The organism is Microbacterium sp. lyk4-40-TSB-66 (assembly GCF_030209475.1).
Taxonomy (GTDB): Bacteria; Actinomycetota; Actinomycetes; order Actinomycetales; family Microbacteriaceae; genus Microbacterium.
Genome location: NZ_JARVRW010000012.1, coordinates 70,226 through 93,726 on the forward strand (window position 1 = coordinate 70,226; position 23,501 = coordinate 93,726).

The 23,501-nt window shown below is 70.9% G+C and carries 19 protein-coding genes; 3 read left to right on the forward strand and 16 right to left on the reverse strand.

The annotated features are described in order from the left end of the window. Positions 1 to 46 precede the first annotated feature (46 nt). The 9 genes from QRO03_RS14695 to QRO03_RS14735 all read right to left on the reverse strand — a co-directional run bounded on the left by QRO03_RS14695 (position 47) and on the right by QRO03_RS14735 (position 10,431). Positions 47 to 892, reverse strand: coding sequence for a DUF4097 family beta strand repeat-containing protein (locus QRO03_RS14695; protein ID WP_285138238.1), 846 nt, complete (start codon positions 890 to 892; stop codon positions 47 to 49). After that, entirely contained in the window at positions 889 to 1,554 is a 666-nt protein-coding gene (locus tag QRO03_RS14700; protein ID WP_285138239.1) for a LuxR C-terminal-related transcriptional regulator, read from the reverse strand. The genes QRO03_RS14695 and QRO03_RS14700 overlap by 4 nt, the downstream gene beginning before the upstream one ends. Next, the gene (locus tag QRO03_RS14705) at positions 1,542 to 2,864 is read right to left on the reverse strand and encodes a sensor histidine kinase (RefSeq protein ID WP_285138240.1); all 1,323 of its coding nucleotides are present in this window, start codon (positions 2,862 to 2,864) and stop codon (positions 1,542 to 1,544) included. The genes QRO03_RS14700 and QRO03_RS14705 overlap by 13 nt, the downstream gene beginning before the upstream one ends. A gap of 92 nt (positions 2,865 to 2,956) precedes the next feature. After that, positions 2,957 to 4,102: a sensor histidine kinase gene (locus tag QRO03_RS14710; protein WP_285138241.1), complete on the reverse strand. Its 1,146-nt coding sequence runs from the start codon at positions 4,100 to 4,102 to the stop codon at positions 2,957 to 2,959. Next, complete coding sequence (locus QRO03_RS14715; RefSeq protein WP_285138242.1) at positions 4,089 to 4,793, reverse strand: response regulator transcription factor; 705 nt, start codon at positions 4,791 to 4,793, stop codon at positions 4,089 to 4,091. Before QRO03_RS14715 ends, QRO03_RS14710 begins: the two co-directional genes overlap by 14 nt. Positions 4,794 to 5,037: 244 nt before the next feature. Continuing rightward, positions 5,038 to 6,303, reverse strand: a complete 1,266-nt coding sequence (mmsB, locus tag QRO03_RS14720) for a multiple monosaccharide ABC transporter permease (RefSeq protein WP_285138243.1) — start codon at positions 6,301 to 6,303, stop codon at positions 5,038 to 5,040. After that, positions 6,290 to 7,816 carry a multiple monosaccharide ABC transporter ATP-binding protein gene (gene mmsA / locus QRO03_RS14725; protein ID WP_285138276.1) on the reverse strand — a complete coding sequence of 509 codons (1,527 nt, stop codon included), beginning with the start codon at positions 7,814 to 7,816 and terminating at the stop codon, positions 6,290 to 6,292. The genes mmsB and mmsA overlap by 14 nt, the downstream gene beginning before the upstream one ends. Before the next feature lie 161 nt (positions 7,817 to 7,977). Next, on the reverse strand, positions 7,978 to 9,084 hold the full coding sequence (gene chvE, locus QRO03_RS14730) for a multiple monosaccharide ABC transporter substrate-binding protein (RefSeq protein WP_285138277.1): 1,107 nt from the start codon (positions 9,082 to 9,084) through the stop codon (positions 7,978 to 7,980). A 321-nt stretch (positions 9,085 to 9,405) separates the two neighbouring features. After that, complete coding sequence (locus tag QRO03_RS14735) at positions 9,406 to 10,431, reverse strand: LacI family DNA-binding transcriptional regulator (protein ID WP_285138244.1); 1,026 nt, start codon at positions 10,429 to 10,431, stop codon at positions 9,406 to 9,408. Positions 10,432 to 10,713: 282 nt separating this feature from the next. On the opposite strand from QRO03_RS14735, the gene QRO03_RS14740 reads away from it, so the two are divergent. After that, complete coding sequence (locus tag QRO03_RS14740; RefSeq protein ID WP_285138245.1) at positions 10,714 to 11,697, forward strand: Gfo/Idh/MocA family protein; 984 nt, start codon at positions 10,714 to 10,716, stop codon at positions 11,695 to 11,697. Positions 11,698 to 11,789: 92 nt separating this feature from the next. After that, the gene (locus QRO03_RS14745) at positions 11,790 to 12,650 is read left to right on the forward strand and encodes an NYN domain-containing protein (protein WP_285138246.1); all 861 of its coding nucleotides are present in this window, start codon (positions 11,790 to 11,792) and stop codon (positions 12,648 to 12,650) included. Positions 12,651 to 12,698: 48 nt separating this feature from the next. On the opposite strand, the gene QRO03_RS14750 is transcribed toward QRO03_RS14745, so the two are convergent. Continuing rightward, positions 12,699 to 13,325: a hypothetical protein gene (locus tag QRO03_RS14750; protein ID WP_285138247.1), complete on the reverse strand. Its 627-nt coding sequence runs from the start codon at positions 13,323 to 13,325 to the stop codon at positions 12,699 to 12,701. Between the two features lie 85 nt (positions 13,326 to 13,410). Continuing rightward, positions 13,411 to 14,973, reverse strand: coding sequence for an ATP-dependent DNA ligase (locus QRO03_RS14755; RefSeq protein ID WP_285138248.1), 1,563 nt, complete (start codon positions 14,971 to 14,973; stop codon positions 13,411 to 13,413). Positions 14,974 to 15,347: 374 nt separating this feature from the next. Here QRO03_RS14755 and QRO03_RS14760 point away from each other — a divergent pair, with 374 nt between their 5' ends. Continuing rightward, complete coding sequence (locus QRO03_RS14760; protein WP_285138249.1) at positions 15,348 to 17,000, forward strand: RecQ family ATP-dependent DNA helicase; 1,653 nt, start codon at positions 15,348 to 15,350, stop codon at positions 16,998 to 17,000. A 601-nt stretch (positions 17,001 to 17,601) separates the two neighbouring features. Here QRO03_RS14760 and QRO03_RS14765 read toward each other — a convergent pair. The 5 genes from QRO03_RS14765 to QRO03_RS14785 all read right to left on the reverse strand — a co-directional run bounded on the left by QRO03_RS14765 (position 17,602) and on the right by QRO03_RS14785 (position 23,408). Continuing rightward, positions 17,602 to 18,009, reverse strand: a complete 408-nt coding sequence (locus QRO03_RS14765; RefSeq protein WP_285138250.1) for a DoxX family protein — start codon at positions 18,007 to 18,009, stop codon at positions 17,602 to 17,604. A 55-nt stretch (positions 18,010 to 18,064) separates the two neighbouring features. Next, positions 18,065 to 18,838 (reverse strand): LLM class flavin-dependent oxidoreductase, encoded by a 774-nt coding sequence (locus QRO03_RS14770; protein WP_285138251.1) that lies wholly within the window; start codon positions 18,836 to 18,838, stop codon positions 18,065 to 18,067. After that, complete coding sequence (locus tag QRO03_RS14775; RefSeq protein WP_285138252.1) at positions 18,835 to 19,716, reverse strand: LLM class flavin-dependent oxidoreductase; 882 nt, start codon at positions 19,714 to 19,716, stop codon at positions 18,835 to 18,837. Before QRO03_RS14775 ends, QRO03_RS14770 begins: the two co-directional genes overlap by 4 nt. A 264-nt stretch (positions 19,717 to 19,980) precedes the next feature. Then, positions 19,981 to 22,503, reverse strand: coding sequence for an ATP-dependent Clp protease ATP-binding subunit (locus tag QRO03_RS14780; RefSeq protein WP_285138253.1), 2,523 nt, complete (start codon positions 22,501 to 22,503; stop codon positions 19,981 to 19,983). Between the two features lie 74 nt (positions 22,504 to 22,577). Beyond that, positions 22,578 to 23,408, reverse strand: a complete 831-nt coding sequence (locus QRO03_RS14785; RefSeq protein WP_285138254.1) for a hypothetical protein — start codon at positions 23,406 to 23,408, stop codon at positions 22,578 to 22,580. Positions 23,409 to 23,501 lie beyond the last annotated feature (93 nt).

The following is a 23,501-nucleotide window of genomic DNA, read 5'->3' on the forward strand; positions in this document are numbered from 1 at the left end:
TCGCCGGACTGAACCGCGGCGACGGGATCGGCCCCTCGTGCGTCGGTCAGGAGCGGAGGGTCACCGACCCCATCGTCGCCGTCACATCGACCGTGGCCGTGGCCGACGAGTCCGTGCGCAGGCCGTTGTCGACCGAGCCCATGCCGTCGTCGACGCGGACGCGGTAGTCGTCGTCGGGCAGCGTGATGTCGGCGGAGCCGGCGGTCACCTCGACATCCGTGCGTGTCGGGGTCATACCGCTGAGCGTCGCCGTCAGCTCGCCCCCGGCCACCTCGAAGGCGGCCGTCTCGGCATCCGTCATCGCGGCCGTGGCCGAACCGCCCGACACCGTGAGATCGACGTCTCGCGCCGCGCCGTCGAGGGTGGCCGTGCCGCCCGCGACCTCGACCGTGACGTCGCCGAAGTCGCCCGTCAGATCCAGCGCGCCGCCGGTCACCTGGATGTCGGCGGTGATGCCGGATCCGTCGAGATCGCGGGGAAGGGTGAGCGTGGCCCGCGCCCCGCGCCCGGCGTCGACGAACGAGCCCGACGGGGAAGCGACGCGCAGTGAGTCCCCGTCCCGCTCGAACGTCCACCCTCGACGTCCGCGGTCGTCGGCGTCGAGCTGCGGCGAGTCCACGTCGCCGTACTCCACCGTAAGCTCTCCCCCCGCGAGGTCGATCCGCAGATCGGTGAGGGGCAGCGAGGAGGTGTCGGACGACACGTCGTACGACGACGTCTCGCCGCGCCAGTCGGCCATGCTCGCCACGGCCGAGAATCCGGTACCGGCGAGGGTGCCGACGGCGACGACGGTACCGACGACGATCGTGACGATCGACACGGCGAAGGCGGCACCGCGACGACGGGGCGGTTCGGGGGCGGCGGGGGCGGGAAGGGGTGTCTGCGCGGTCATGAGGTGGCTCCGGTGTGATCGTGGCCGAGGTGGACGAGGGCGGCGATGACGCGGCGGTTGCCCGTCTCGTCCTGCTCGAGGCCGAGCTTGGTGAAGATGGCGGTGATGTACTTCTCGACGCTGGCCTCACTGACGAACAGCGCGCCGGCGATGGCCTGATTCGAGCGGCCCTCGGCGATCAGCGCGAGCACGGACCTCTCGCGTTCGGTGAGGCTCTGCAGCCGCTCGTCGCGGCGGCGACGGGTGAGCAGCTGGGCGACGACCTCGGGGTCCAGCACCGTGGCGCCGCCGGCGATCGCGGCGACCGCGGCGAGGAAGTCGGCGACGTCGGCCACCCGGTCCTTCAACAGGTACCCTAGGGCCCCCTGCCCGTCGGCGATCAGGTCGCTCGCGTACCGCTCCTCGACGTACTGCGACAGCACGAGGACCGCGAGCCCCGGATGCCGAGACCTCAGCGCGATCGCCGCGCGGATGCCCTCGTCGGTCCAGGTCGGCGGGAGTCGCACGTCGAGGATGCACAGCGCAGGCTCCGTCTCGGCGACCGCCGCCTCGAGCCCTGCGGCATCCGGAAGGGCGGCGACGACCTCGTGGCCGTCGTCGGCGAGCAGGCGCACGAGCCCCTCGCGCAGCAGCACCGAGTCCTCGCAGATCAGGACGCGCACGGGACGTTCACCTCCACCGTGGTCGGACCGCCCTGCGGGCTGTCGATGCGCGCCGTGCCGCCCGCGGCGGTGACGCGGTTGACGATGCCGTCGAGGCCGCCGCCGGGGACGATCCGTGCGCCCCCGAGACCGTCGTCCTCGACGCGGGCCCAGAGCGAGCCGTCCTCGCGCACCCGCACGGCGACGCGACAGGCGGCGGCGCGGGAGTGCTTCGCGGCGTTGGTGAGGGTCTCGGCGATCGCGAAGTACACGGCCTCCTCCGCCGCACGCCCGCACCGGCGCGGCAGGCGCACATCGAGGGTCACGGGGATGTGGGAGCGGGATGCGATGGCCGACAGGGCGGCATCCAATCCCCTGTCTTCGAGCACCGAGGCGTGGATGCCGCGGGCGAGCTGGCGGAGTTCGGTGATGGCCGACTTGGTCGAGGCATGGGCTTCGGCGACCAGCGCCTTGGCGGCCTCGGGGTCATCGTCGATCTTGGTCTGCGCGAGCCCGAGGGTCATGCCGATCGAGACCAGACGCGGCTGGACGCCGTCGTGCAGGTCGCGTTCGATGCGCGTGCGTTCGACCTCGGCGGCCCGGACGGCACCGGCTCGACGGGTGTCGGAGGTGCGGGCCTGCTCGACGAGCTGCGCCTCGCGGGAGGGGACGAAGATCGCCCGCACGATGACGCCGTGCAGGATCGCGAGACCGATGATGACGCCGAGCGCGACGATGACCGCGGCGATGCCGGTGAGGGGTGCGGCGACCCCGGGCAGCGGAACGATGCCGAGCAGGCGCGTGTCCGACCAGCCGAAGAGCGGGCTCGCCGTGAGACCGATCCCCCACGAGACGATGCCGATCGAGGCGATCGTGGCGAGGCCCAGGACCGTCGCGATGGCGAAGGAGGCCACGGCGCGCCACTGCAGAGGGTCGATGGCCTGCAGCCAGACGGTGTGCAGTACCCCGACGAACCCGGGCTTGGGGCTGCGGCGCGGGCGGATCGGCGCGAGTCCCAGTCCGTAGAGGCCGTCGACGCGGGCCCGCTCGAACCACGCGACCGCGAAGAGCGCGTAGACGAAGGCGACGAGCACCACGACGCCGATGAGCAGCGCGGGGAGCAGCCCGAAGCCCGAGCCGAACAGGCTGAACAGCGCGGTGAAGACGGCGGGTCCCACCACGCCGAGCGCGGCGAGGTGGGCTGCCGCGCCCGCGACGCGACCGGCAGAGGCGACGCGCACCTTCGGCGGCACGGCGACCGGGGTCGCGGCGGGTTCGACGGAGGCGCCGGGGAGCGGCGGCGGGGGCGGAAGGACGGGTGCCGTGGTCATGGCATCCACGCTATGACCCCGTCCCTCGCGGCACCTCCCGGTCAGCCCCCGGCTCGATTCGGGTTATCCCGAAACCCCGCTCGCGCGGACGGTCACTCGCCCGGCGGGACGGCGGGCAGGATGAGGTCCAGCCGGAAGCCGTCGCGCTCGTTCACCGCGCGCACGCGGCCGCCGTGGGCTTCGACGATCCCCTTCACGATGGCGAGCCCCAACCCCGCACCCGTGGCGCCGGCGCCGTGATCGTTCGCGCGCGCGGCGTCGGCGCGCCACCCGACCTCGAACAGGCGCCCGAGGTCGCCGGGTGAGACGCCGTCGCCCGCGTCGCGCACACCCAGCACGACCTGGCCGTCGTCGTCCTCATGCGCCGACACCAGCACGATGCTGTCGGCGGGAGCGTGGCGAACCGCGTTGCTCAGCACATTGCCGAGCGCGCGGGTGAGCTCGCGCGGGTCGGCCCACAGCTGCAACCCGGCAATCCCCGCGTGCTCGATCACCACCCCGCGCCGATCCGCGGCCCCTCGCACGTCGACGACGGCGTCGGAGACCGCGTCGAGCAGCGTCACGACCTCGGGGCGCACCGAGAGGGTGCCGCTTTCGAGCTTCGACGACTCGAAGAGATCGTCGACCATGCGGTCGAGGACGTCGACCTTGCCACGGATGCGCGCCACGTACTCCATCGGCCGCTCGGCCAGGCCGTCTTCCACCGCCTCCGCCAGGGCCCGGATGCCCGCGAGAGGCGTGCGCAGATCGTGCGAGACGCCGGCGAAGAACCGCGCGCGGGCCCGCTCGAGCCGCTGCACGTCGGCGCGCGCTGCCGCCAGTCGCGCGGAGGTGTCGGCGAGCTGCGTCGAGAGCCGGTCGAACTCATCCCATCCCGAGGCCACGGCGACGACGGGCTCGCCCTCGGCGATGCGTCTCGCGGCATCCACGAGACGACCGGTCGCCCGCGAGATCGTGCCGCTCAGGACGAGTCGTGCCGAGGTCGCGGCCACGACGGCCGCGATCCCGCTGATCCACGCGACCACCATCACCTCGTGGGATCCGAGGAACATCTCGTACGCCGCTGCCCCGGTCGACACGGCCACCGACACCGCGGCGCCCACGACGACGATGCTCGTGCGCGTCAGGATCGACCTCCGTCGCGCCAGCATCAGGGCGAGGACCACCCCGAGCATCACGATCGCGCTGCACACCACCGTCGTGACGGTGATGTGGAGCACGTCGTCAGCGGACGGCACGAACCACTCCCCCGGGGACGAAACGGTATCCGGCTCCCCACACGGTGCGCAGGTGCACCGGCGAGTGCGGGTCGGGCTCGATCTTCTCGCGCAGCCGCCGCACGTGCACGGTCACGGTGCTAGCCTCGCCGAACGTCCATCCCCACACCGCGTGCAGCAGCTCGTCGCGAGTGAAGACGCGATCCGGATGCCGCGCGAGGTGAAGGAGGAGGTCGTACTCCCGGGCTGTCAGCGGCACCTCGTCCGCACCGTTCCACACGCGTCGGCGCACCGGGTCGACGCGGAACGGTCCGACGCTGAAGTCGCTCGACCCGTCGGCCCTCACGCGGCGCCGCAGAAGGGCGCGCACCCGGAGTTGCAGTTCACGCATCGCGAAGGGCTTCGTCAGGTAGTCGTCGGCTCCGCGTTCGAGGCCGTCGATTCGGTCGTCGACGCCGGCGCGGGCGGTGAGCATCAGCACGGGGACGTCCGATCGCGAGCGGACCTCGTGGCACAACTCGTCGCCGCTGACGCCCGGCAGCATCCGGTCGAGGACGAGGACGTCGGGAACACCGGATGCCAGAGCGGCCAGCGCCGTCGCCCCGTCACCGTAGGCGACGACGTCGTACCCGTCGGCGCGGAGGTAGTCGGCGACGACGGTGCGGACGGTGTCGTCGTCTTCGACGATCACCACGGAGGGGCGGGCTGCCATGCGCACACGGTAGGCGGCAGCGCGCGAACCGAACGCGATCCCCGGGAGACGCGAAGGGTCCGCCGAGCGGGTGGGGTGCCGCGGGGCCGGTCGCGGCAGGGCGGCGGACCGGCCCCGCGGCCCCCGTCGCAGGGCGGCTGGTCGAAACCCGTCTCACCATCCCGTTCACCCGCGGAGCGGTCGAGGAACATGAACAGGGCCCCGACGCGTGCGCGCCGGGGCCCTGTTCATGTTCGGGCGTGGATCAACCGCGCGTGCGGTTCTTGTTCCAGACGTCGAAGGCGACGGCCAGCAGCAGCACGAGGCCCTTGATGAACTGCTGCACGTCGGTGGAGATGCCCATGAGCGACATGCCGTTGTTCAGCACACCCATGACCAGACCACCGGCGATCGCGCCGACCACGCGGCCGACACCACCCTGCACGGCCGCTCCACCGATGAAGGATGCCGCGATGGCATCCAGTTCGAAGAGGTTTCCGGCGCCGGGACCGGCGGAGTTCAGGCGACCGGTGAAGACGATGCCGGCGAGGGCCGCGAGCACACCCATGTTCACGAAGAGCATGAAGTCGACGCGGCGGGTGTTGATGCCCGACAGCTTCGCGGCGGTGCGGTTTCCGCCGATCGCGTAGATGTGGCGGCCGAAGACGCTGCGGCTCATGACGGTCGAGTACCCGATGATCAGCACGGCGAGCACGACCAGCACGATCGGCGTGCCACGCGAACCGGGGGCCACACCGAGCAGGTAGGTGAGGTACGCGATGAGCGCGCCGCCACCGATGACCTTGACGAGGAACGCGACCTGGGGCTCGTTCTGCAGCTCGAGAGCCGCACGCTTGGCGCGCTGGCGCACCTGCGACACCACGAAGAGCACGAGGGTCAGCACGCCCAGGGCGACGGTGATCCACTCCGCCGGCGACGAGGCGGCCGGGAAGAGGTCGGGGAAGAGGTAGCCACCGCCGAGCTGGCGGTACTCCGTCGGGAAGGGCGTGATCTGCGTGTTGCCCAGCGTCATCTGCGTGAGGCCACGGAACAGGAGCATGCCCGCCAGGGTCACGATGAACGCCGGGATGCCGATGTAGGCCACCCAGAAGCCCTGCCACATGCCGACCACCGCGCCGAGCAGCAGCGACAGCACGATGCCGAGCCACCAGGGGAAGCCCCACTGCACGATGAGCACACCCGAGACGGCGCCGACGAAGGCGGCGACGGACCCGACCGACAGGTCGATGTGGCCGGCGATGATGATCATCACCATGCCGATCGCGAGGATCAGGATGTAGCTGTTCTGGACGATGATGTTCGACACGTTGCCCGCGGTGAGCAGACGCCCGCCGGTCAGCGCCTGGAACAGCAGCACGATGACGATCAGGGCGATGAAGATGCCGATCTCGCGCAGACGCGAGGTGAAGAACTGCACGATGCCCCCGGCACCGCCGCCGGCGCCGCCGCCGACGGGACCCTTCGGCGTGGCGGGACCCTTCGGGGTCACGGTGTTGTCAAGCGCTGACATGGTCGGCTTCCTTTTCCTTCGTCATGAGCACCATGAGTGCCTCGGGAGTTGCCTGTTCGATGGGCAGCTGGCCGGTGATGTGGCCTTCGCTGAGGGTGTAGATGCGGTCGCAGATGCCGAGGAGTTCGGGCAGCTCCGAGGAGATGACCAGCACCCCCTTCCCCTGTGCCGCGAGGGCGTTGATGATCGTGTAGATCTCGTACTTCGCGCCGACGTCGATGCCGCGTGTCGGCTCATCGAGGATGAGCACCTCCGGGTCGGAGAACAGCCACTGCGACAGCACGACCTTCTGCTGGTTGCCGCCCGAGAGCTTGCCGACGACGACGTCGACACTGGGAGCCTTGATGTTCATCGACTTGCGGTAGCGGTTGGCGACCAGGTACTCCTCGTCGCCGTCGACGAAGCCGCCCTTGACGAGCTTGCGCATGCCCGCGAGCGAGATGTTGCGCTTGATCGTGTCGATGAGGTTCAGCCCCGCGCCCTTGCGGTCCTCGGTGACGTACGCGAGGCCGCTGCGGATGGCGTTGGGCACCGTGGAGGTGTCGGCCTTCTTGCCGTTGATGTAGACGGTGCCCGAGATGCGCGAGCCGAAGCTCTTGCCGAACACGCTCATCGCCAGCTCCGTGCGACCGGCGCCCATGAGACCGGCGATGCCGACGACCTCACCGGCGCGGACGTTGAGGTTCGCCTGGTGGATGATGGTGCGCGCGGCATCCGTGGGGTGACTGACGTTCCAGTCCTCGATGCGCAGGACCTCGTCGCCGATCTCGACGTCGCGGTCGGGGTAGCGGTTCTCGAGCTCGCGGCCGACCATTCCGCGGATGATGCGGTCTTCGCTCGTGCCGCCGGTGGCCACGTCGAGCGTCTCGATCGTGCGCCCGTCGCGGATGATCGTGACCTCGTCGGCGATCGCGCGGATCTCGTTCAGCTTGTGGCTGATGATGATGCACGTGATGTTCTGACCGCGCAGATGACGGATCAGGTCGAGCAGGTGCTCGGAGTCGTCGTCGTTGAGGGCGGCGGTCGGCTCGTCGAGGATGAGGAGCTTGACGTCCTTCGACAGCGCCTTGGCGATCTCGACGAGCTGCTGCTTGCCGACGCCGATCTCGTTGACGGGGACGTCGGGGCTGTCGCCCAGACCCACGCGGGCGAGGAGCTTGGCCGCCTCGCGGTTGGTGGCATCCCAGTCGATCAGGCCGCGGTGGGTGATCTCGTTACCGAGGAAGATGTTCTCGGCGATCGAGAGGTAGGGGCTGAGTGCCAGCTCCTGGTGGATGATGACGATGCCGGCCGCTTCGCTGTCGCGGATGTCCTTGAACTCGACGGTGTTGCCGTCGAAGACGATCTCACCGCGGTAGTCGCCCGCGGGATACACACCGCTGAGCACCTTCATGAGGGTCGACTTGCCGGCGCCGTTCTCGCCGCAGATGGCGTGAACCGTCCCGCGCTCAACGGTCAGCGACACGTCGGCGAGCGCGATGACGCCGGGGAACTCCTTGGTGATCGAGCGCATCTCGAGGATGGTGCTCACGAGGTCCTCCTTGCAGAACCGGCTCGTCGCCGGTCGGGATGGTGGGGCGGGCGCGCGTCGCGCGTGCCCGCGGGGGCCTCCGCCGCGACCCCGTGGGGCCGCGGCGGAGGCGGGTCGAGAGGGCCGGAGCCCTCCCGGGGGGATCAACCCAGGTCGGCCTCGGTGTAGTAACCGCTGTCGATGAGGATCTCCTTGTAGTTGTCCTTCGTCACGATCGTCGACTCGAGCAGGTACGACGGCACGATCTTCTCGCCGTTGTCGTAGGTCTCCTCGTCGTTGACCTGGGGCGTCTCACCCTTGCGGATGTCGTCGACCATGGTCACGGCCTGCTTGGCGAGCTCGCGCGTGTCCTTGAAGATCGTCGAGTACTGCTCACCGGCGATGATCGACTTGATCGAGCCGACCTCGGCGTCCTGACCCGTGACGACGGGCAGGTCGCTGGCGGAGTAGCCGCCCGAGGTGAGGGCCGAGATGATTCCGATCGACAGACCGTCGTACGGCGAGAGCACACCCTGGAGCTTGGTCGAGCCGATGACGGTGAGGATGTTCTCCATGCGCTCCTGCGCCGTCTCGGGCAGCCAGCGGAGGATCGCGGCCTGGCCGAAGTCGGTCTGGCCCGACGGGACGACCAGCGTGCCCTTGTCGAGGTACGGCTGCAGCGTGTCGATGGCGCCCTGCCAGAAGAAGGTCGCGTTGTTGTCGTCGGGGCTACCGGCGAACAGCTCGACGTTGAAGGGGCCCGCGGCGCCGGTGTCGGCGCCCGAGGCGTCGAGCACACCGAGGCCGGTGAGCAGCGACGTGGCCTGCTGCACGCCGACCTTGTAGTTGTCGAACGTCGTGTAGTAGTCGACGTTCGGCGTGCCGTTGATGAGGCGGTCGTACGCGATGACGGGGATGTCGGCGTCCTTGGCCTGCTGCAGCACGTCGGTCAGCGTGGTGCCGTCGATCGAGGCGATGATCAGGGCGTTGGCGCCCGAGGAGATCATGTTCTCGATCTGCGAGACCTGGGTGGGGATGTCGTCGTTGGCGTACTGCAGGTCGACCTGGTAGCCGAGCTCCTCGAGCTGCGCCTTGACGTTGTTGCCGTCGGCGATCCAGCGCTCCGACTGCTGCGTGGGCATCGCGACGCCGATGATGCCGCCGGCCTCTTCTTCGCCGCCACCGGCGTTGCCGCCGGTCCGGTCGCCCGCGCAACCCGCGAGACCGATGCCGAGCGCCAGGACGCCGGCTCCGGCGACCGCCTTGAGCATGCTGTGCTTCTTCACTCTGGTTCCCTCCATTGGGTGTTAGTCGCGATGTCTCCGCTGGAGTCCATCGCAGGCACTGCTGACGGAGCATCCCGAGCGCGCACGACCTCGGGGGCGAAACGAAGGGCCAGTCGGTGGCGCGGGAGATCCCGCGTCGTTCGAAACGTCTTCGTCTCGACGGATCCGCTCCGCAGCGAGTCCCGTCGGCCGTGTGACCCGGTCATGTGACCGTTCACATTGTGTGTGTGATGCTACCCCGCTCGGCCGCTGACCTGTCAAGTCCCGATGCGAATGACATCGAGCCGTTGCCGAAACGTGACGAAGTCAGCGCGAGGGCGGCGCGGTCGACGACCGCACGATGAGGCGCAGGTGGTCGGGTTCCGCGGCGGGCGCATCGCCCTGGAACTCCCCGAGCGCGATGAGCAGGTCGGCGAAAGCGCGGGTGCCGATGCCCACGAAATCCTGTCGCACGGTGGTCAACGGCGGCCAGAGGTGAGCCGATTCGGGCACATCGTCGAACCCGACCACCGAGATGTCCTCGGGGACCGAGCGACCTATGGCCCGAACGGCATGCATGAATCCCAGCGCCATATGGTCGTTGCCCGCGAACACCGCCGTGACGTCCTCGGTGCGCAACAGTTCTCGTCCGGCCTCGTAACCGAATTGCGCGGTCCAGTCGCCGAGCACCGGCGGGCGCGGCGGCAGGTCGGCCGCATCCATCTCGGCGAGGTAGCCCCGCATGCGATGGTCGGCCTCGATCCAGTCGCGCGGGCCGGCGATGTGGAGGATCCGCGTGTGCCCCAGCTCGATCAGATGGCGCACGGCGGCACGCGCCCCCGCGGCCTGGTCGTTGTGCGAGGTCGACACCCCCGTGGACGCGACGGTCTGCACCGGCACCGGGAGCTTCAACTCCTCGAGGATCGGGATCACGCGGGTCTGCGGCGCCACCGCGATGAGCCCCTCGATCGACTGCTGCATGAGGTGGTCTATCGAGGCGCGCACGTCGTCGGGATCGCTCGTGGCGAGGTTGGTGACGGTCAGACGGTAACCAGCGGCCCGTGCGGCCGACTCGACCGCCTGCACCATGGATGCCACGCCGTGGGTGGTCACGCGCGGGCCCAGCACGCCGATGAGACGCGACCGGCTGGTCGCCAGGGCTCGGGCGGCCTGATTCGGCACGAACTTCAGCTCGGCGATCGCGGACCGCACCTTCGCCGCTGTCTCGGGGCGCAGTTGCGAGCTGTTGTTGATCACTCGCGAAACGGTCTGGTAGGACACCCCTGCCACCCGGGCGACATCGCGGATGCTCGGGGCACGCCCCGTCGCCTCCGGGGTATCGGTGTCGCTCATCGTCCGCCTCATCGCGGGTCGCGCGCTGCTGCGTGACCGGTCACACGAGGATAGCCGACGACGCGAGAAGGGTGTACCCGGCGATCCACGAACGCGTTCCGAGGGTGAACCCCTCCCCCGTGCGAGGATGCGACGCGCCAACATCACGGTCGCCGGCTGCGGCCGTCTCGCCGGTCGGGTGCGCTCCGCGCGCCGCCGACGCCCCGCGGGTCACGGGCGCGAGCATGCGGGTGACTCCGGGAGCGACCCGCGGTGCCGTCGCGCGCCGATACGGTGGATGCCATGACCGGACTGCACTGGGGCATCCTCGCGACGGGCGGCATCGCCCACGCCTTCACTTCCGACCTGCGCACGGCGGGGCTCCACGTCGCCGCGGTCGGCTCTCGCCGCATCGAGAGCGCTCGCGAATTCGCGGCGCAGTACGACATCGCGAACGCCCATGGTTCATACGAGGAACTGGTGGCCGATCCCGACGTCGACATCGTCTACATCGCGACACCGCACCCGGGGCACATCGACAACGCCCTCCTGGCGCTCGACCACGGCAAGCACGTACTCGTCGAGAAGCCCTTCACCCTCAACGCCAGCGAGTCCGCGATGATCCGCGATCGCGCCGCCGAGAAGGGCCTGTTCGCCATGGAGGCGATGTGGACGCGCTACCTGCCGCACATGGTGCGCATCCGCGAGATCCTCGCCGCGGGCACCCTCGGCGAGGTGCGCGTCGTCTCGGCCGACCACACGCAGAAGCTCCCCACCGACCCCGCGCACCGTCTCAACGACCTCGCGCTCGGCGGCGGCGCCCTGCTCGACCTCGGCATTTACCCCATCTCGTTCGCGGTCGACGTGCTCGGACTGCCCGAGCGCATCACCGCCCTCGCCCGCCTCTCGGATGCCGGGAGCGACGCCGAGGTGGCGACGATATTCGTCCACTCCGGGGGAGCGATCTCCACCACGGTGTCGTCGTCGCGAGGCGCCGGCACGAACGCCGCCCAGATCGTCGGCACCGAGGCGCGCATCGAGATCGACCGAGTCTGGTACACGCCGACCTCCTTCCGCGTCGTGGCGCCCGAGGGCGAGGTGCTCGAGGAGTTCTCGTCCGAGGTCGAGGGGCGCGGCATGCAGTACCAGGCGCTCGCCGCCGAGCGGTTCGTCGCCGACGGCGCCGCCGCGAACGACATCCTCCCGATCGACGAGACGGTCGCGATCATGGGCGTCCTCGATGAGGTGCGCCGCCAGATCGGCGTCGTCTACCCCGGCGAGCGCTGAGCCTCGACGCCCGCGGCCCGCGCGCCGCGGGCGTTGCCGACTTCCCGGGCGCGGGGTTCCTGCGCGCCCGGCGGACGGGTCAGACTGGAGTCATGCCCGACTCCCAGACCGCCCGCGTCGCCGTCTACCTCGACTTCGACAACATCGTGATGTCGTGGTACGACCGCGTCCACGGGCGCAACGCCTATTCGCGTGACCGGCAGAAGATCGCCGAGAGCCCCGTCGACCCCGAAATCACCGAACGGCTGACGAAGGCGACGATCGACGTGGGCGCGATCATCGACTACGCGGCGTCGTTCGGCACCCTCGTGCTGACCCGGGCGTACGCCGACTGGTCCGCTCCGGTGAACGCCGAGTACCGCTCGCAGCTGGTGGCCCGCGCGGTCGACCTCGTCCAGCTCTTCCCCGCCGCGGCCTACGCGAAGAACGGCGCCGACATCCGTCTGGCCGTGGATGCCGTGGAGGACATGTTCCGCCTCCCCGACCTCACGCACGTGGTCATCGTCGCGGGCGACAGCGACTACGTCCCGCTCGCGCAGCGATGCAAGAGACTCGGCCGGTACGTCGTGGGCGTCGGCGTGGCCGGCTCCACCGCGAAGTCTCTGGCGGCGGCCTGCGATCGCTTCGACGCGTACGACTCCCTTCCCGGCATCCCGAATCTGGCCGAGACGAAGAAGGACTCCCCGCCCTCGCGGCCGCGGGCCCGCAAGCGCTCGAAGGACCCCGCTGTGGACCTGCTCGAACGGGCGATGCAGCTGGAGGGCGAGCGCGCCGACGGAGAATGGCTGCACGCGTCGGCGGTCAAAGACCTCATGAAGCGTCTCGACCCGTCGTTCAGCGAGAAGGCGCTGGGTTTCCGCAGCTTCTCGGACTTCCTGAAGGCCCAGACCGATCACGTTGAGGTGGACGAGGAGTCCAACGTCGTGCAGGTGAAGGCCGTCGTTCGCGGCTGACGGCCGGGGTTGCGGCGGCGCTCGGCGCCCGGCGCCCGGTGCGACGGGTCAGCGGCGCTCGGCGCCCGGCGCGACGTGCGCGAGGACGTGCTCCCACACCGAGGAGAGGGTCACGTGACCGTTGACCGAGGTGATCTCGTCGTCGGGCACGACCTCGGCCTCGGCCGATCGCATCCGGTCGACGTACCACCCGGCGTCGCCGGAGTCGGCAGGACCGTCGCCGCCGACGACGACCAGCACCTCGGCGTCGAGATGGTCGAGCAGAGGCGTGCGCAGATCGCGGCTGAGCGGGTCGGACGGACTCTGCACGCCGACGATGGCCAAGCGGTCCACAACGGGGCCCAGAGATGCTGCGAGATAGATCGCGATCGGCCCGGCGGCGCGCTCCCCGACGAGGCCGACGGTGGCGCCGGGCGCCTCGCGAGCGACCAGCTCGCGCAGTGCCTCCACGGTGAGACCGGCGGGGGTCTGCCCCCCGAAGACCGGGGGGTCTTCGAGCTCGGGCGCGTCGAGTCCCACGGCGATCACGCGCACGTCGAAGGCGGAGGTGACGCGCGCATCGGGATCGGTGGTGGCCACATCGCCTGTTCGCAACACGAACACGGCGCGCGGCGCTCCCGGTGTTCCGAAGCTGCGATAGCCCAGCTCGCCGTCGAGCCACGGTGCGAGACTCATCGCCTCGCCCTCTCGGCCCCGCGCCATGTCGCGGGGCGATCCCTTCGCCCAGCCGGCGCCTGCTCCTTGCGTGCTGCCCACGGCATCACACCTCACCCGTCTCGTCGGAGTCGGTCGACGCGCCGCCCCCGGGGAGGAGGGACCGCAGCGTGTCGATCGTGTCGGCCTCGGCCGCGGGCTTGTCGGAACGGTAAGCCTTGACGCGCGCGAAGCGCAGCGCCACGCCGCCGGGGTAGCGCACCGATCGCTGGACACCGTCGATCGCGATCTCGACGACCGTGTCGGGCACGACGCGGATGCCTCCCGGGATCTCCCCCGTCGCACGCTCGGAGAAGTGCGCGGACTGCCAGGTCAACAGCTCGTCGGTGAGTCCCTTGAACGTCTTGCCGACCATGACGAATCCGTCGGGCTGCCCGAATCGGCCTTCGGGGTCGCGCGCCCCGAGGTGCAGGTTCGAGAGCCATCCCGAGCGCCGCCCCGAGCCGCGCTCGACACCGAGCACCACCAGGTCGAAGGTGTGGACGGGCTTGACCTTGAGCCAGCTCTTGCCGCGCCGACCGGCCGTGTACGGGGCGTCGAGGCCCTTCACCATCACGCCCTCGTGGCCGGCGGCCAGGGCACCACGGGCGAACGCATCGGCCGTCTCGACGTCGTCCGTGGTCACCGCCGGAATGCGCCAGAGCGACGCGATGCGCTCGAGTTCGTCGAGTCGGGCCGACAGCGGCTCGTCGACGAGATCGCGCCCGTCGATGTGCAGGACGTCGAAGAACCACGGTCGCAGGACGATCTCGCGCGCCGTCTCGGCACCGAAGCGCGCCATCGTGTCTTGGAAGGGTCGCGGACCGCCGTCGTCGTCGAGCGACAGCGTCTCACCGTCGAGGATGACGTCGTCCACCGGCAGACCGCGGACCACCTCGACGATCTCGGGCACCCGATGGGTGACCTCGGCCAGGGTGCGGGTGAACACGCGCACCTCGTCGCCCTGTCTGTGCACCTGCACACGGGCCCCGTCGAGCTTGTACTCCACCGACGCCCGACCGGCGACACCCAGCGCGTCGGCCACCGATGTGGCGGTGGAGGCCAGCATGGGCTGCACCCCGCGACCCACGACGAGGCCCACGGCGGCGAGATCGTCGACCGTTTCCGTGAGCGCCACGCGAGCCGTCTCACCCAGGTCGCCCGACAGCATCGCGGCGCGCCGTACCGCGGTGCCGTCGCGGTCGGACGCACGCGCGACGGCGTCGAGCAGCACCCCCTCCAGCGCACCGGTGCGCAACTCGCCGGTCATGACGCGGATGAGAAGCTGCCACTCCCCCGCCGTCGCCCGCTCGGCCAGGGCGTCGAGAAGCGCCGTGCGGACCGCTGCCGACCCCGCACCACCGATCTCGGTCAGCCGCGAGAACGCGTCGTCGATGTCGCCGATGGTCAGAGACGGCTCGTCGGCGTGGGATCCGCCGCGACTCGAGAGCGTGCGCCAGCCGACGCCGAGTCGGCCCTGGCGAGGCGACGCCGTCAGCAGACCCACCGCCGGAACGATCTCATCCGGCGCGAGAGACCGCAGCACCGCCGCGAGGGCGTCGACCTTGGCCAGCCGCGAGCGCGTGTTCGTCACCGCCACAAGGGCCGTCTCGATATCGCTGAAGAGCATGTCGGCATCCTGGCATCGACCTCCGACATCGCCGGTGCGCTTGCATCGGCACGGCGCCCGTGGCATCCGAGGCTCGACGACGACATTTCCCGAACCGCCGGGCATCGGGTGGCTTGCAGTCCGCGAGGCCGCAGGTCGAGTTCGCGTCCGTCGTCCGAACCCGCGGGCGTCGGTCGAGCCGCGTTCGCCGGCCGGATGCCCCCGGCCGGGACGCCCGGGCGGCGCTAGATCGTTCTTCCTCTGCGGATCGGGCGAGCGCGCTCCCCCGCGTGCTGGACGGGCGCGGGTCATCACAGGTCGCTCATCGTCGCAACCCCCGTCGCGATGTCGGAGGTCTGAGGTGTGCTGAGGGCTCCCCCAGGAATGAGGCATCCGTGAACGCTCCCGCCACGCTCGAACAGTCCGCCCGCACCGCCCGTGAGGTCTTCGGATGGGACGACCTGTTGCCCGGGCAGGCCGAGGCGATCGATGCGGTCGTGGGCAGGCGCGACACCCTCGTCGTCTTCCCGACGGGTGCGGGGAAGTCGGCGGTGTACCAGATCTCCGGATGCGAACTCGGCGGCGTGACGGTCGTGATCTCACCCCTGCTGGCCCTGCAGCGCGACCAGATCGACTCGATCGACGCCGCTCCCGACGCCCCCGCCGCCGTCGCCCTGAACTCCCGCACGAGTGCGGCCGCGAAGCGTGCCGCTTGGGCGGCGATCGAGAGCGGCGACGCCGTGTACGCCTTCCTCGCGCCCGAACAGCTGGCCAACAGCGAGGTGTTCGACCGGCTCGCGAAGGCCGATGTGCGTCTGCTCGTGGTCGACGAGGCGCACTGCGTCTCGGCGTGGGGCCACGACTTCCGCCCCGACTACGCGCGGATCGGCGACGCCGTCGAGGCGCTCGGCCACCCGCCGGTGCTGGCGCTGACGGCCACGGCATCCGCTCCCGTCCGTGACGACATCGTGTCGAGTCTGCGCATGCGCGAGCCGCACCTCGAGGTGCGCGGCATGGATCGCCCCGAGATCCACATGGCCGTGCGCCGCCACGAGCACGACGACGACAAGCGCCGTGCCGTCGTCGCGGACGTCCAGGATGCCGGCGGCCCGGCGCTGCTGTACGTGGCGACGCGCAAAGAGACCGACGCGTACGCCGAGGAGCTCACCGCCCTCGGCCTTCGAGCGGCCGCGTACCACGGCGCGATGGCGCAGAAGCGGCGTGACGAAGTGCACTCGGCGTGGAGCGCGGGCGACCTCGACGTCGTGGTCGCCACCTCGGCGTTCGGCATGGGCGTCGACAAGAGCGACGTGCGCCTGGTCGTGCACGCCGACGTCACCGAGTCGCTGGATTCGTACGCGCAAGAGATCGGCCGCGCGGCGCGCGACGGGCAACCCGCGCGCGCGATCCTGCATTACCGCGCCGAAGACTTCTCGCTGCGGTCGTTCTTCGCCGGCGGCCACACCAAGCGCGCCGACATCGCCGGAGTCTGGGACGTCCTGCGTCGTGCGAAAGCACCCCTGCGCGCGAAGGACATCGCCGAGGACGCCGGCCGCTCGACCCGCGTCATCGGGCGCGTGCTCAACCAGCTCGTGGCAAGCGGTCTGGCCGTCTCGGGTCCCGACGGTGTGTCGGTGCGCGAGCGGGTGTCGGCGGGCGATGCCGTGAGCGCGGTGCGCGAGCGCGACGAGGCCGAGGAGCGCATCCGGGCGTCGCGCATCGAGATCATGCGCGGGTACGCCGAGACGACCCACTGCCGCCGACGCGCGCTGCTGGAGTACTTCGGCGTCGCCACCCCCGAACAGTGCGCGGCGTGCGACCGCTGCGACAGCGGCGCCCTGGCTCCGGTCGAGGCGGACGGCCCCTCGGACGCGGAAGAAGGCGGCATCCGTATCGACTCCGTCGTCGAGCACGGCGAGTTCGGCACCGGCACCGTCATGGGGATCGAAGACGACAGGCTCACCGTGTTCTTCCCGGAGCACGGCTACAAAGTGCTCGCCCGCGCGGCGTTCGAGAACGGCATCCTGGAGCTCGGCGCGGCGGCGTGAGCGCGCGGTCCCGTGAGTCGGGGCCGCGGGATCGAACGGTCGGGCTCGCAGAGTGAGTCGCGCCACGGGGCGAGGGCTGCTGGCCGCGGGCGGAGCGTGAAGGGGGCCGCGGGTCCGCGGGGTGTTCGGGGGTCCACCGGCTGAACACGTCACTCCTGTGGTGGAGGGCTGGGGCACGTTTTGTGCACCGGGGCGTCCCCCACCCGCCCCAGTACACATTCCACGCCCCCATCCCGAGCCAGCCGCTCGGCCCGCGAGACCCTTGCGCAGGTTTGGGGCGCGATTCGCCGTTCGGGGCGCGAATCGCCCGCCCTGAAGAGCGGAACACGCCCCAAACCCTGAGGCCGGCCCCTGTCAGCGCTCGCGCGTCGCCCACCACGCCCACGCGACGAGCGGCACCTCACACCGGACTCACATACGGGGCAGATTCCGTGCACTTGGGCGCCCCTCGCACGACCCAGTGCACAATCCGCGCCCCATCCCGAGCCAGCCGCTCGGCCCGCGAGACCCCTGCGCAGGTCTGGGGCGCGATTCGCCGTTCGGGGCGCGAATCACCCGCCCCGAAGAGCGGAACACGCCCCAACCCTGAGGCCGGGCCCTGTCAGCGCTCGCGCGTCGCCCACCACGCCCACGCGACGAGCGGCACCTGAAGGAACAGGCGCACGAACCGCGCGCGGTCGGTGTTGAGTCCCGGCGCCGAGCGACCCGTGCGCCACTGGTGCACGTTACCCGGGAAGACGGCGACGAAGAACGCGGCGATGACCGCACCGATGCGACGGCGTTCGCGCGGCAGCGTGACCAGCGCCGTCCCGAGGATCATCTCGACGGCTCCGGATGCCACGACGATGGCGTCTTTGTCGGTGTGCAGCATCCGCGTGGCCCACCCCGGCACGACGATGCGATACCCCCGGCGCCCCCACGTGAGATGGCTGACTCCCGCCCCTACGAGCAGCAGGGCGAGCCCCCCGCGTGCGATCGAGCGGACGGTGAGACCTCGGCGACGTGGCATCCGGTCAGTCTCCCACCGGGCGGAGCGGGACGGGCCGTGATCCCGAGATCCTTGCTCAGGCCGACGGCGCAGCGCCCTCGATGAAATCGAGGTACGCCCCGACCGTGTCATCGGGCACGATCGCGCGCAGCACCACTTCGTCCGTCGCGGCCGTGTACGCGGCGAGCGCGTCGCCCAGCTCGGTGACGTCTCGGATGGTGGTGTCGGCGGCATCCACCCCCATCCGTTCGAAATTGGCGGCGTAATTCGGGAACGACGCGTAGCGCGCGGTCTCGACGTCGAGGCGTTCGCGCGCGGCGGGAACGATCGCCGTTCGCACGTAGACGGCGACATGTGCGGATGACGAGACCTCGTGCAGCGCACCTGCTTGTGCGCGCGCCTCGGTGGGCGGCACCCAGTTGAGCAGCACCCCCTCGGCCCGCTCGGCTCCGGTGCGCCGCATCTTCGGTCCGAGCGCGCCGACGACCACGCGCGGCACGCCCGCCTCGTGCAGCACGTCGATGGCCCGACGGACGCGCGCGAGCGCCCCCTCTTTCGCCATTCCCGAGCCGATGCCGAGCGTCAACCGGTCGAGCGGAAGCCTCAGGGATGCCACCTCCGCGGCGATCGCGTCGGCGGATCGGCGATCGACGGGCACGACGCCGGTCGCGAGACGCAAGCGGTCCGTGACGCGTGCGGCAGCGGACAGGGCGGCGAGAGCGTCGCCGTCGGGCGTGTCATTGACCCAGAGCGCGTGGAAGCCGGCGTCCTCCGCCGCCGGGGCGATGCGGGCGATCGCCTCGGGGCCGAGCGATCCGGCGAGCCCGAGCGAGACCGCGCCGCGCGTCACGAGACGCCGCCGGCGTTCGGCACCGCCACCGCGACCTGGCCGACGGCGGCGAAGAAGGCTGCGAGGTCGACCTCGTCGGTCGGGAGGAGCACCACGTCGTCGACACCCACTGCCTGGAATCGCGCCACGCCCTCGGCGACATCGTCGACGGAACCGGCCAGCACACGGTCTGCGGCGTCGGGGCGGTCACGCAGCGGTGCGGTCGCCCGTTCGTGCGCGTCGGGACCGAAGGCGGTGAGGACGTAGGCCACGACGTCCGCGCGACCCTCGCGGGCCGCGGCGGCGCGCGCCGCCTGAACCGTCTCGACCGCGGCACCGATCTCGGCGACGGTGTGGCGGCTGTCGAGCACCACACCATCGGCCGCGGCCCCCGCGAGGGCGAGCGTCTTCGGACCTTCGGCCGCGGCGTACACCCGCGGCGGCGCGGACGGCGGCCAGTCGAGCGCGACACCGCGAAGCTTCACGTAACGGCCCTCACTGCTGACCGTCTCGCCCGCGAGGAGCGCCCGCAGAGCGGGGAGTTGCTCCTGCATCAGGGTGAGCGGTGACGCGGCTTTGGCGCCGATCTGCCGCATCCAGTCCTGCACGCCGTGGCCGAATCCGGGCAGCAGGCGACCGGGGAACATCCGCTCGATGGTGGCGACCTCCATCGCCGACGCGGCGACGTTGCGCAGCGGGAAGGGCGCGATACCCACCCCGATGCGCAGGTGGTCGGTGACCGCGAGGGCCGCGGCGGCCGCCGCCCAGGCCGAGGAGCGGAAGCAGTCCTCCCACAGCCACAGCTCTTCGATCCCGGCGTCCTCCGCCGCACGCGCGGCGTCGCGCAACTGCTCGGGCGGGTGCGGGTACGGGCTGAAGATCGTGCCGATACGACTCATGCGTCTACTCTGCCCCGAACCTCCGACATCGCGTCAGGGGGTGGCGCGCGGGCGGGGTGCAACGGCAGTCGAGTGTCCGCGACACCCCGACGGTCCTCGAGAACGTCCGGGTGTTGTGACACTCAAGGGGAGTACCCGCGCCCACCACCCCGCCCGCGCACACCACACCCCGGCCAGGTGTCGTGGACACTCGAATCGATCACCACGCACGCACCACGCCCCCGGCGTCGAAACACCGGCGGCGCGGGCGCAAATGGGAAGCGCTCAGGCCGCGAGCGCCGTGACGGCGGCCCGTACGACGAAGCCCGCGTCGGTGGCATCCACCGTCACCGCTCCTCCGTCGACGAGGTCCCCCGACACGAACAGGTCGGCGATGCGGTCGTCGACCTCGCGCTGGATGACCCGGCGCAGCGGCCGCGCACCGTACTCGGGCTCGTAGCCGACCTCGGCCAGGCGCTCGATGGCGGCGTCCGTCGCCTCGAAGCTCACCTCGCGAGACGCGAGCCGTCGCGAGGTGGCGCCGAGCAGCAGCCCGACGATCTCGCGCAGCTGCGCCCTCTCGAGCTTGCGGAACAGCACGATGTCGTCGATGCGGTTGAGGAACTCCGGCCGCATCGCCTCACGGAGCTTGCCCATCACCCGGTCGCGCAGGTCGGCATCGGCGAACTCGCGACCCGTGGTGGTGAAGCCGATCGCACCGGACCGGGATGCCAGGAACTCGGCGCCCAGGTTCGACGTCATCACGATGACCGTGTTGCGGAAGTCGACCGTGCGCCCCTGGCCGTCGGTGAGGCGTCCATCGTCGAGCACCTGCAACAGCAGGGTGAACACGTCGGGGTGGGCCTTCTCGATCTCGTCGAACAGCACGACGGCGTAGGGGTTGCGGCGCACGCGCTCGGTGAGCTGACCGGCCTCGTCGTATCCGACGTATCCCGGAGGGGCACCGATCAGGCGCGAGACGGTGTGGCGCTCGCCGAACTCGCTCATGTCGAAGCGGATGACCGCTGCGTCGTCGTCGAACAACGACCCCGCCAGCGCCTTGGCCAGCTCGGTCTTGCCGACACCGGTGGGGCCGAGGAACAGGAACGACCCGACGGGCCGGTCCTCGTCGCCCATGCCCGTGCGATTGCGGCGCACCGCCTTCGCGACGGCCGCGACCGCGTCGTCCTGCCCGATGACCCGGGCGTGCAGTTCCTCTTCCAGGTGCGACAGCCGACCGCGCTCGGTCGCGGTGAGGCGCGCAACGGGAATCCCCGTGGCGCGGCTGATCACCGCGGCGATCTCGGGCTCGTCGACGACGGCGGCGGCACGCGGCGCGCTCGTGGCGTCGTCGAGTCGGGCCTGCACAGCGGCGATCTCGTCACGGAGCCGCGAAGCCTCCTCGTAGTGCTCGGCCGAGACGGCGGCGTTCTTGTCGGCCTCCAGGGTCGCCAGGCGCTCGAGCAGCGACGAGGTGTCGACGCTCACACCGAGTCGCAGGCGCAGGCGCGCCCCCGCCTGGTCGATGAGGTCGATGGCCTTGTCGGGCAGCACGCGATCGCTCAGGTAGCGGTCGCTGAGCTCCACCGCGGCGCGCAGGGCGTCGTCGGTGTAGGTGACGGCGTGGTGCTCCTCGTACGCCGACCGCAGTCCGCGCAGGATCTCCACGGCATCCGGGATCGACGGCTCCCCCACGCGCACGGGCTGCAGGCGCCTCTCCAGTGCGGGGTCCTTCTCGATCGTGCGGTACTCGCGCAGGGTGGTCGCACCGATCAGATGCACGTCGCCGCGCGCGAGGCGGGGCTTGAGGATGTTCCCGGCATCCATCGATCCGTCACCGCTGCCGCCCGCTCCCACGAGCGTGTGCACCTCGTCGATGAAGACGACGAGCTTCTCGGACGCCGCGACCTCGTCCATCGTCTGGGTGAGACGTTCCTCGAAGTCGCCGCGGTAGCGGGCACCGGAGAGCATGGCGGCGAGGTCGAGCGACACCACGCGGGTCTCGCGCAGCTGCTCGGGAACATCGCCCGCGACGATGGCGCGCGCGAGTCCCTCGACCACGGCGGTCTTGCCGACTCCGGCCTCGCCGATGAGCACGGGGTTGTTCTTGGTGCGGCGGCTGAGGATCTCGATGGTCTGCTCGATCTCCTCGGCGCGGCCGATCACGGGGTCGAGTTCGCCCGCCGCGGCGCGCGCGGTCAGGTCGGTTCCGAAGCGGTCGAGATTCGGGGTGACGGATGCCGTCTCCGCCGACGCCTCGTCGTGCTCACCGCCCAGGACGGTCTCGCGTACGCCCTGGGTCAAGGCCTCGGCGGTGACGCCGGCCTGGACGAGGATCTGACCCGCCGGGGCGTCCTGCGCGAGCACGAGGGCGAAGAAGAGGTGGTCGGGGTCGACGTAGGTCGAGCCCGCCGCGCGAGCCACCTGGAACGCGTGGAACAGGGCGCGCTGCACCGAGCCCGCCACCACGGCGCCGTCGACGTCGGCCGCGGGTGACGCGGCGGGCAGACGGCTCTCGGCGGCGCGCGCGATGGCGACGGGATCGGCGCCGAGGCGGCTCACGGCTTCGCGCGCGGGCGAGCGGCCGACGAGTACGTGGAGGACGTGGAGCGCGTCGAGCTCGCGCTGACCGCGGCTGAGGGCGAAGCGACCGGCCTCTTGCAGGGCGTCCTGCGTGCGGGCGCTCAGGAACCGGCTGAGATCGATGGAGCGCTCGGCGCGCGCCTGCTCGCCCGCGAGGTAGCGAGCGAGGAATTCGTCGAACGACTGAGCGCCGTCGCCGGCGCCGGGGGTGACATCTTCGGGCAATTCCGTCTCCTGTGATACGTGAGAGCCGGCAACTTGAGTGCCGCCGTATCAACTTCAACACGGAGATGTCGCGGCTATTCCCGCAGGCCCGGATCGGCGTCGTTCCACAACTCGACGGTCTGCACCACCCAGAACACCCCGAACAGCGCGAGGGCGATCGCCTCCCCCACGAAGACGACGGGGAACCCCGTGCGTTCGACGTCGGTCACGATGCCGACCACGAGCAGCACCAGCGTGACGAGGATCCCCACCGCGACGGCGCCGTACGCACGACGCACACCCGCGCGGCGATGGACGCTCGACGGCGGCCGCCACGCGGCGAGGGCCGCGACCGCCGCGATCAGCACGAAGAACGCCACGGCAGCGACCTCGTGCGCCATCGCGAAGAAACCCTCCGGCGCGACCACCGCCCACACCACGGCCGCGACCGTGAGCGACACGATCACCCCGATGGTCGCCGCCACCCCGCGGCTCGCCGTGCCCTGGACCCGAGCGAGGATCCCGCCGGCGACCGCCCCGAGGAGGACGACGGATGCCACGGCCACACCGCTGTTCACCACGGTCGCCCGCACGTCGGGCGGCACGCACCGCAGTACCGGCTCGCAGACCCCCGCCGCGACAGTGGTCGGTACGAAGGCCACGGCGAGCGCGAGAACCGCGGCGATGTCGAGCAGACCCTGCTCCAGGCTCCTCCCCGACAGCGCCAGCAGGGCGAGGGCGATCGCGCTGAGCGCACCGGTGAACACCGGCCCCGCAGGGCCGTAATAGGCGGCGCTGACGGACGGCAGCGCCGCACCGCCCGCGACCTCGAGCGCGACACCGATCGCGAGGAACACGGTGGCACCGATGATCGCCAACCGCACATACCGGTACGTGCGCTGGGTCGAGGTCGTGCGGATGCGCATACCGGCATCCTTCCAGTGCCCTCCGACACGGGCGTGAGACCTTGCGCGACGACCGCTCGCGCGATGTCGGAGGCCGGGTCCATACTGGCCGCG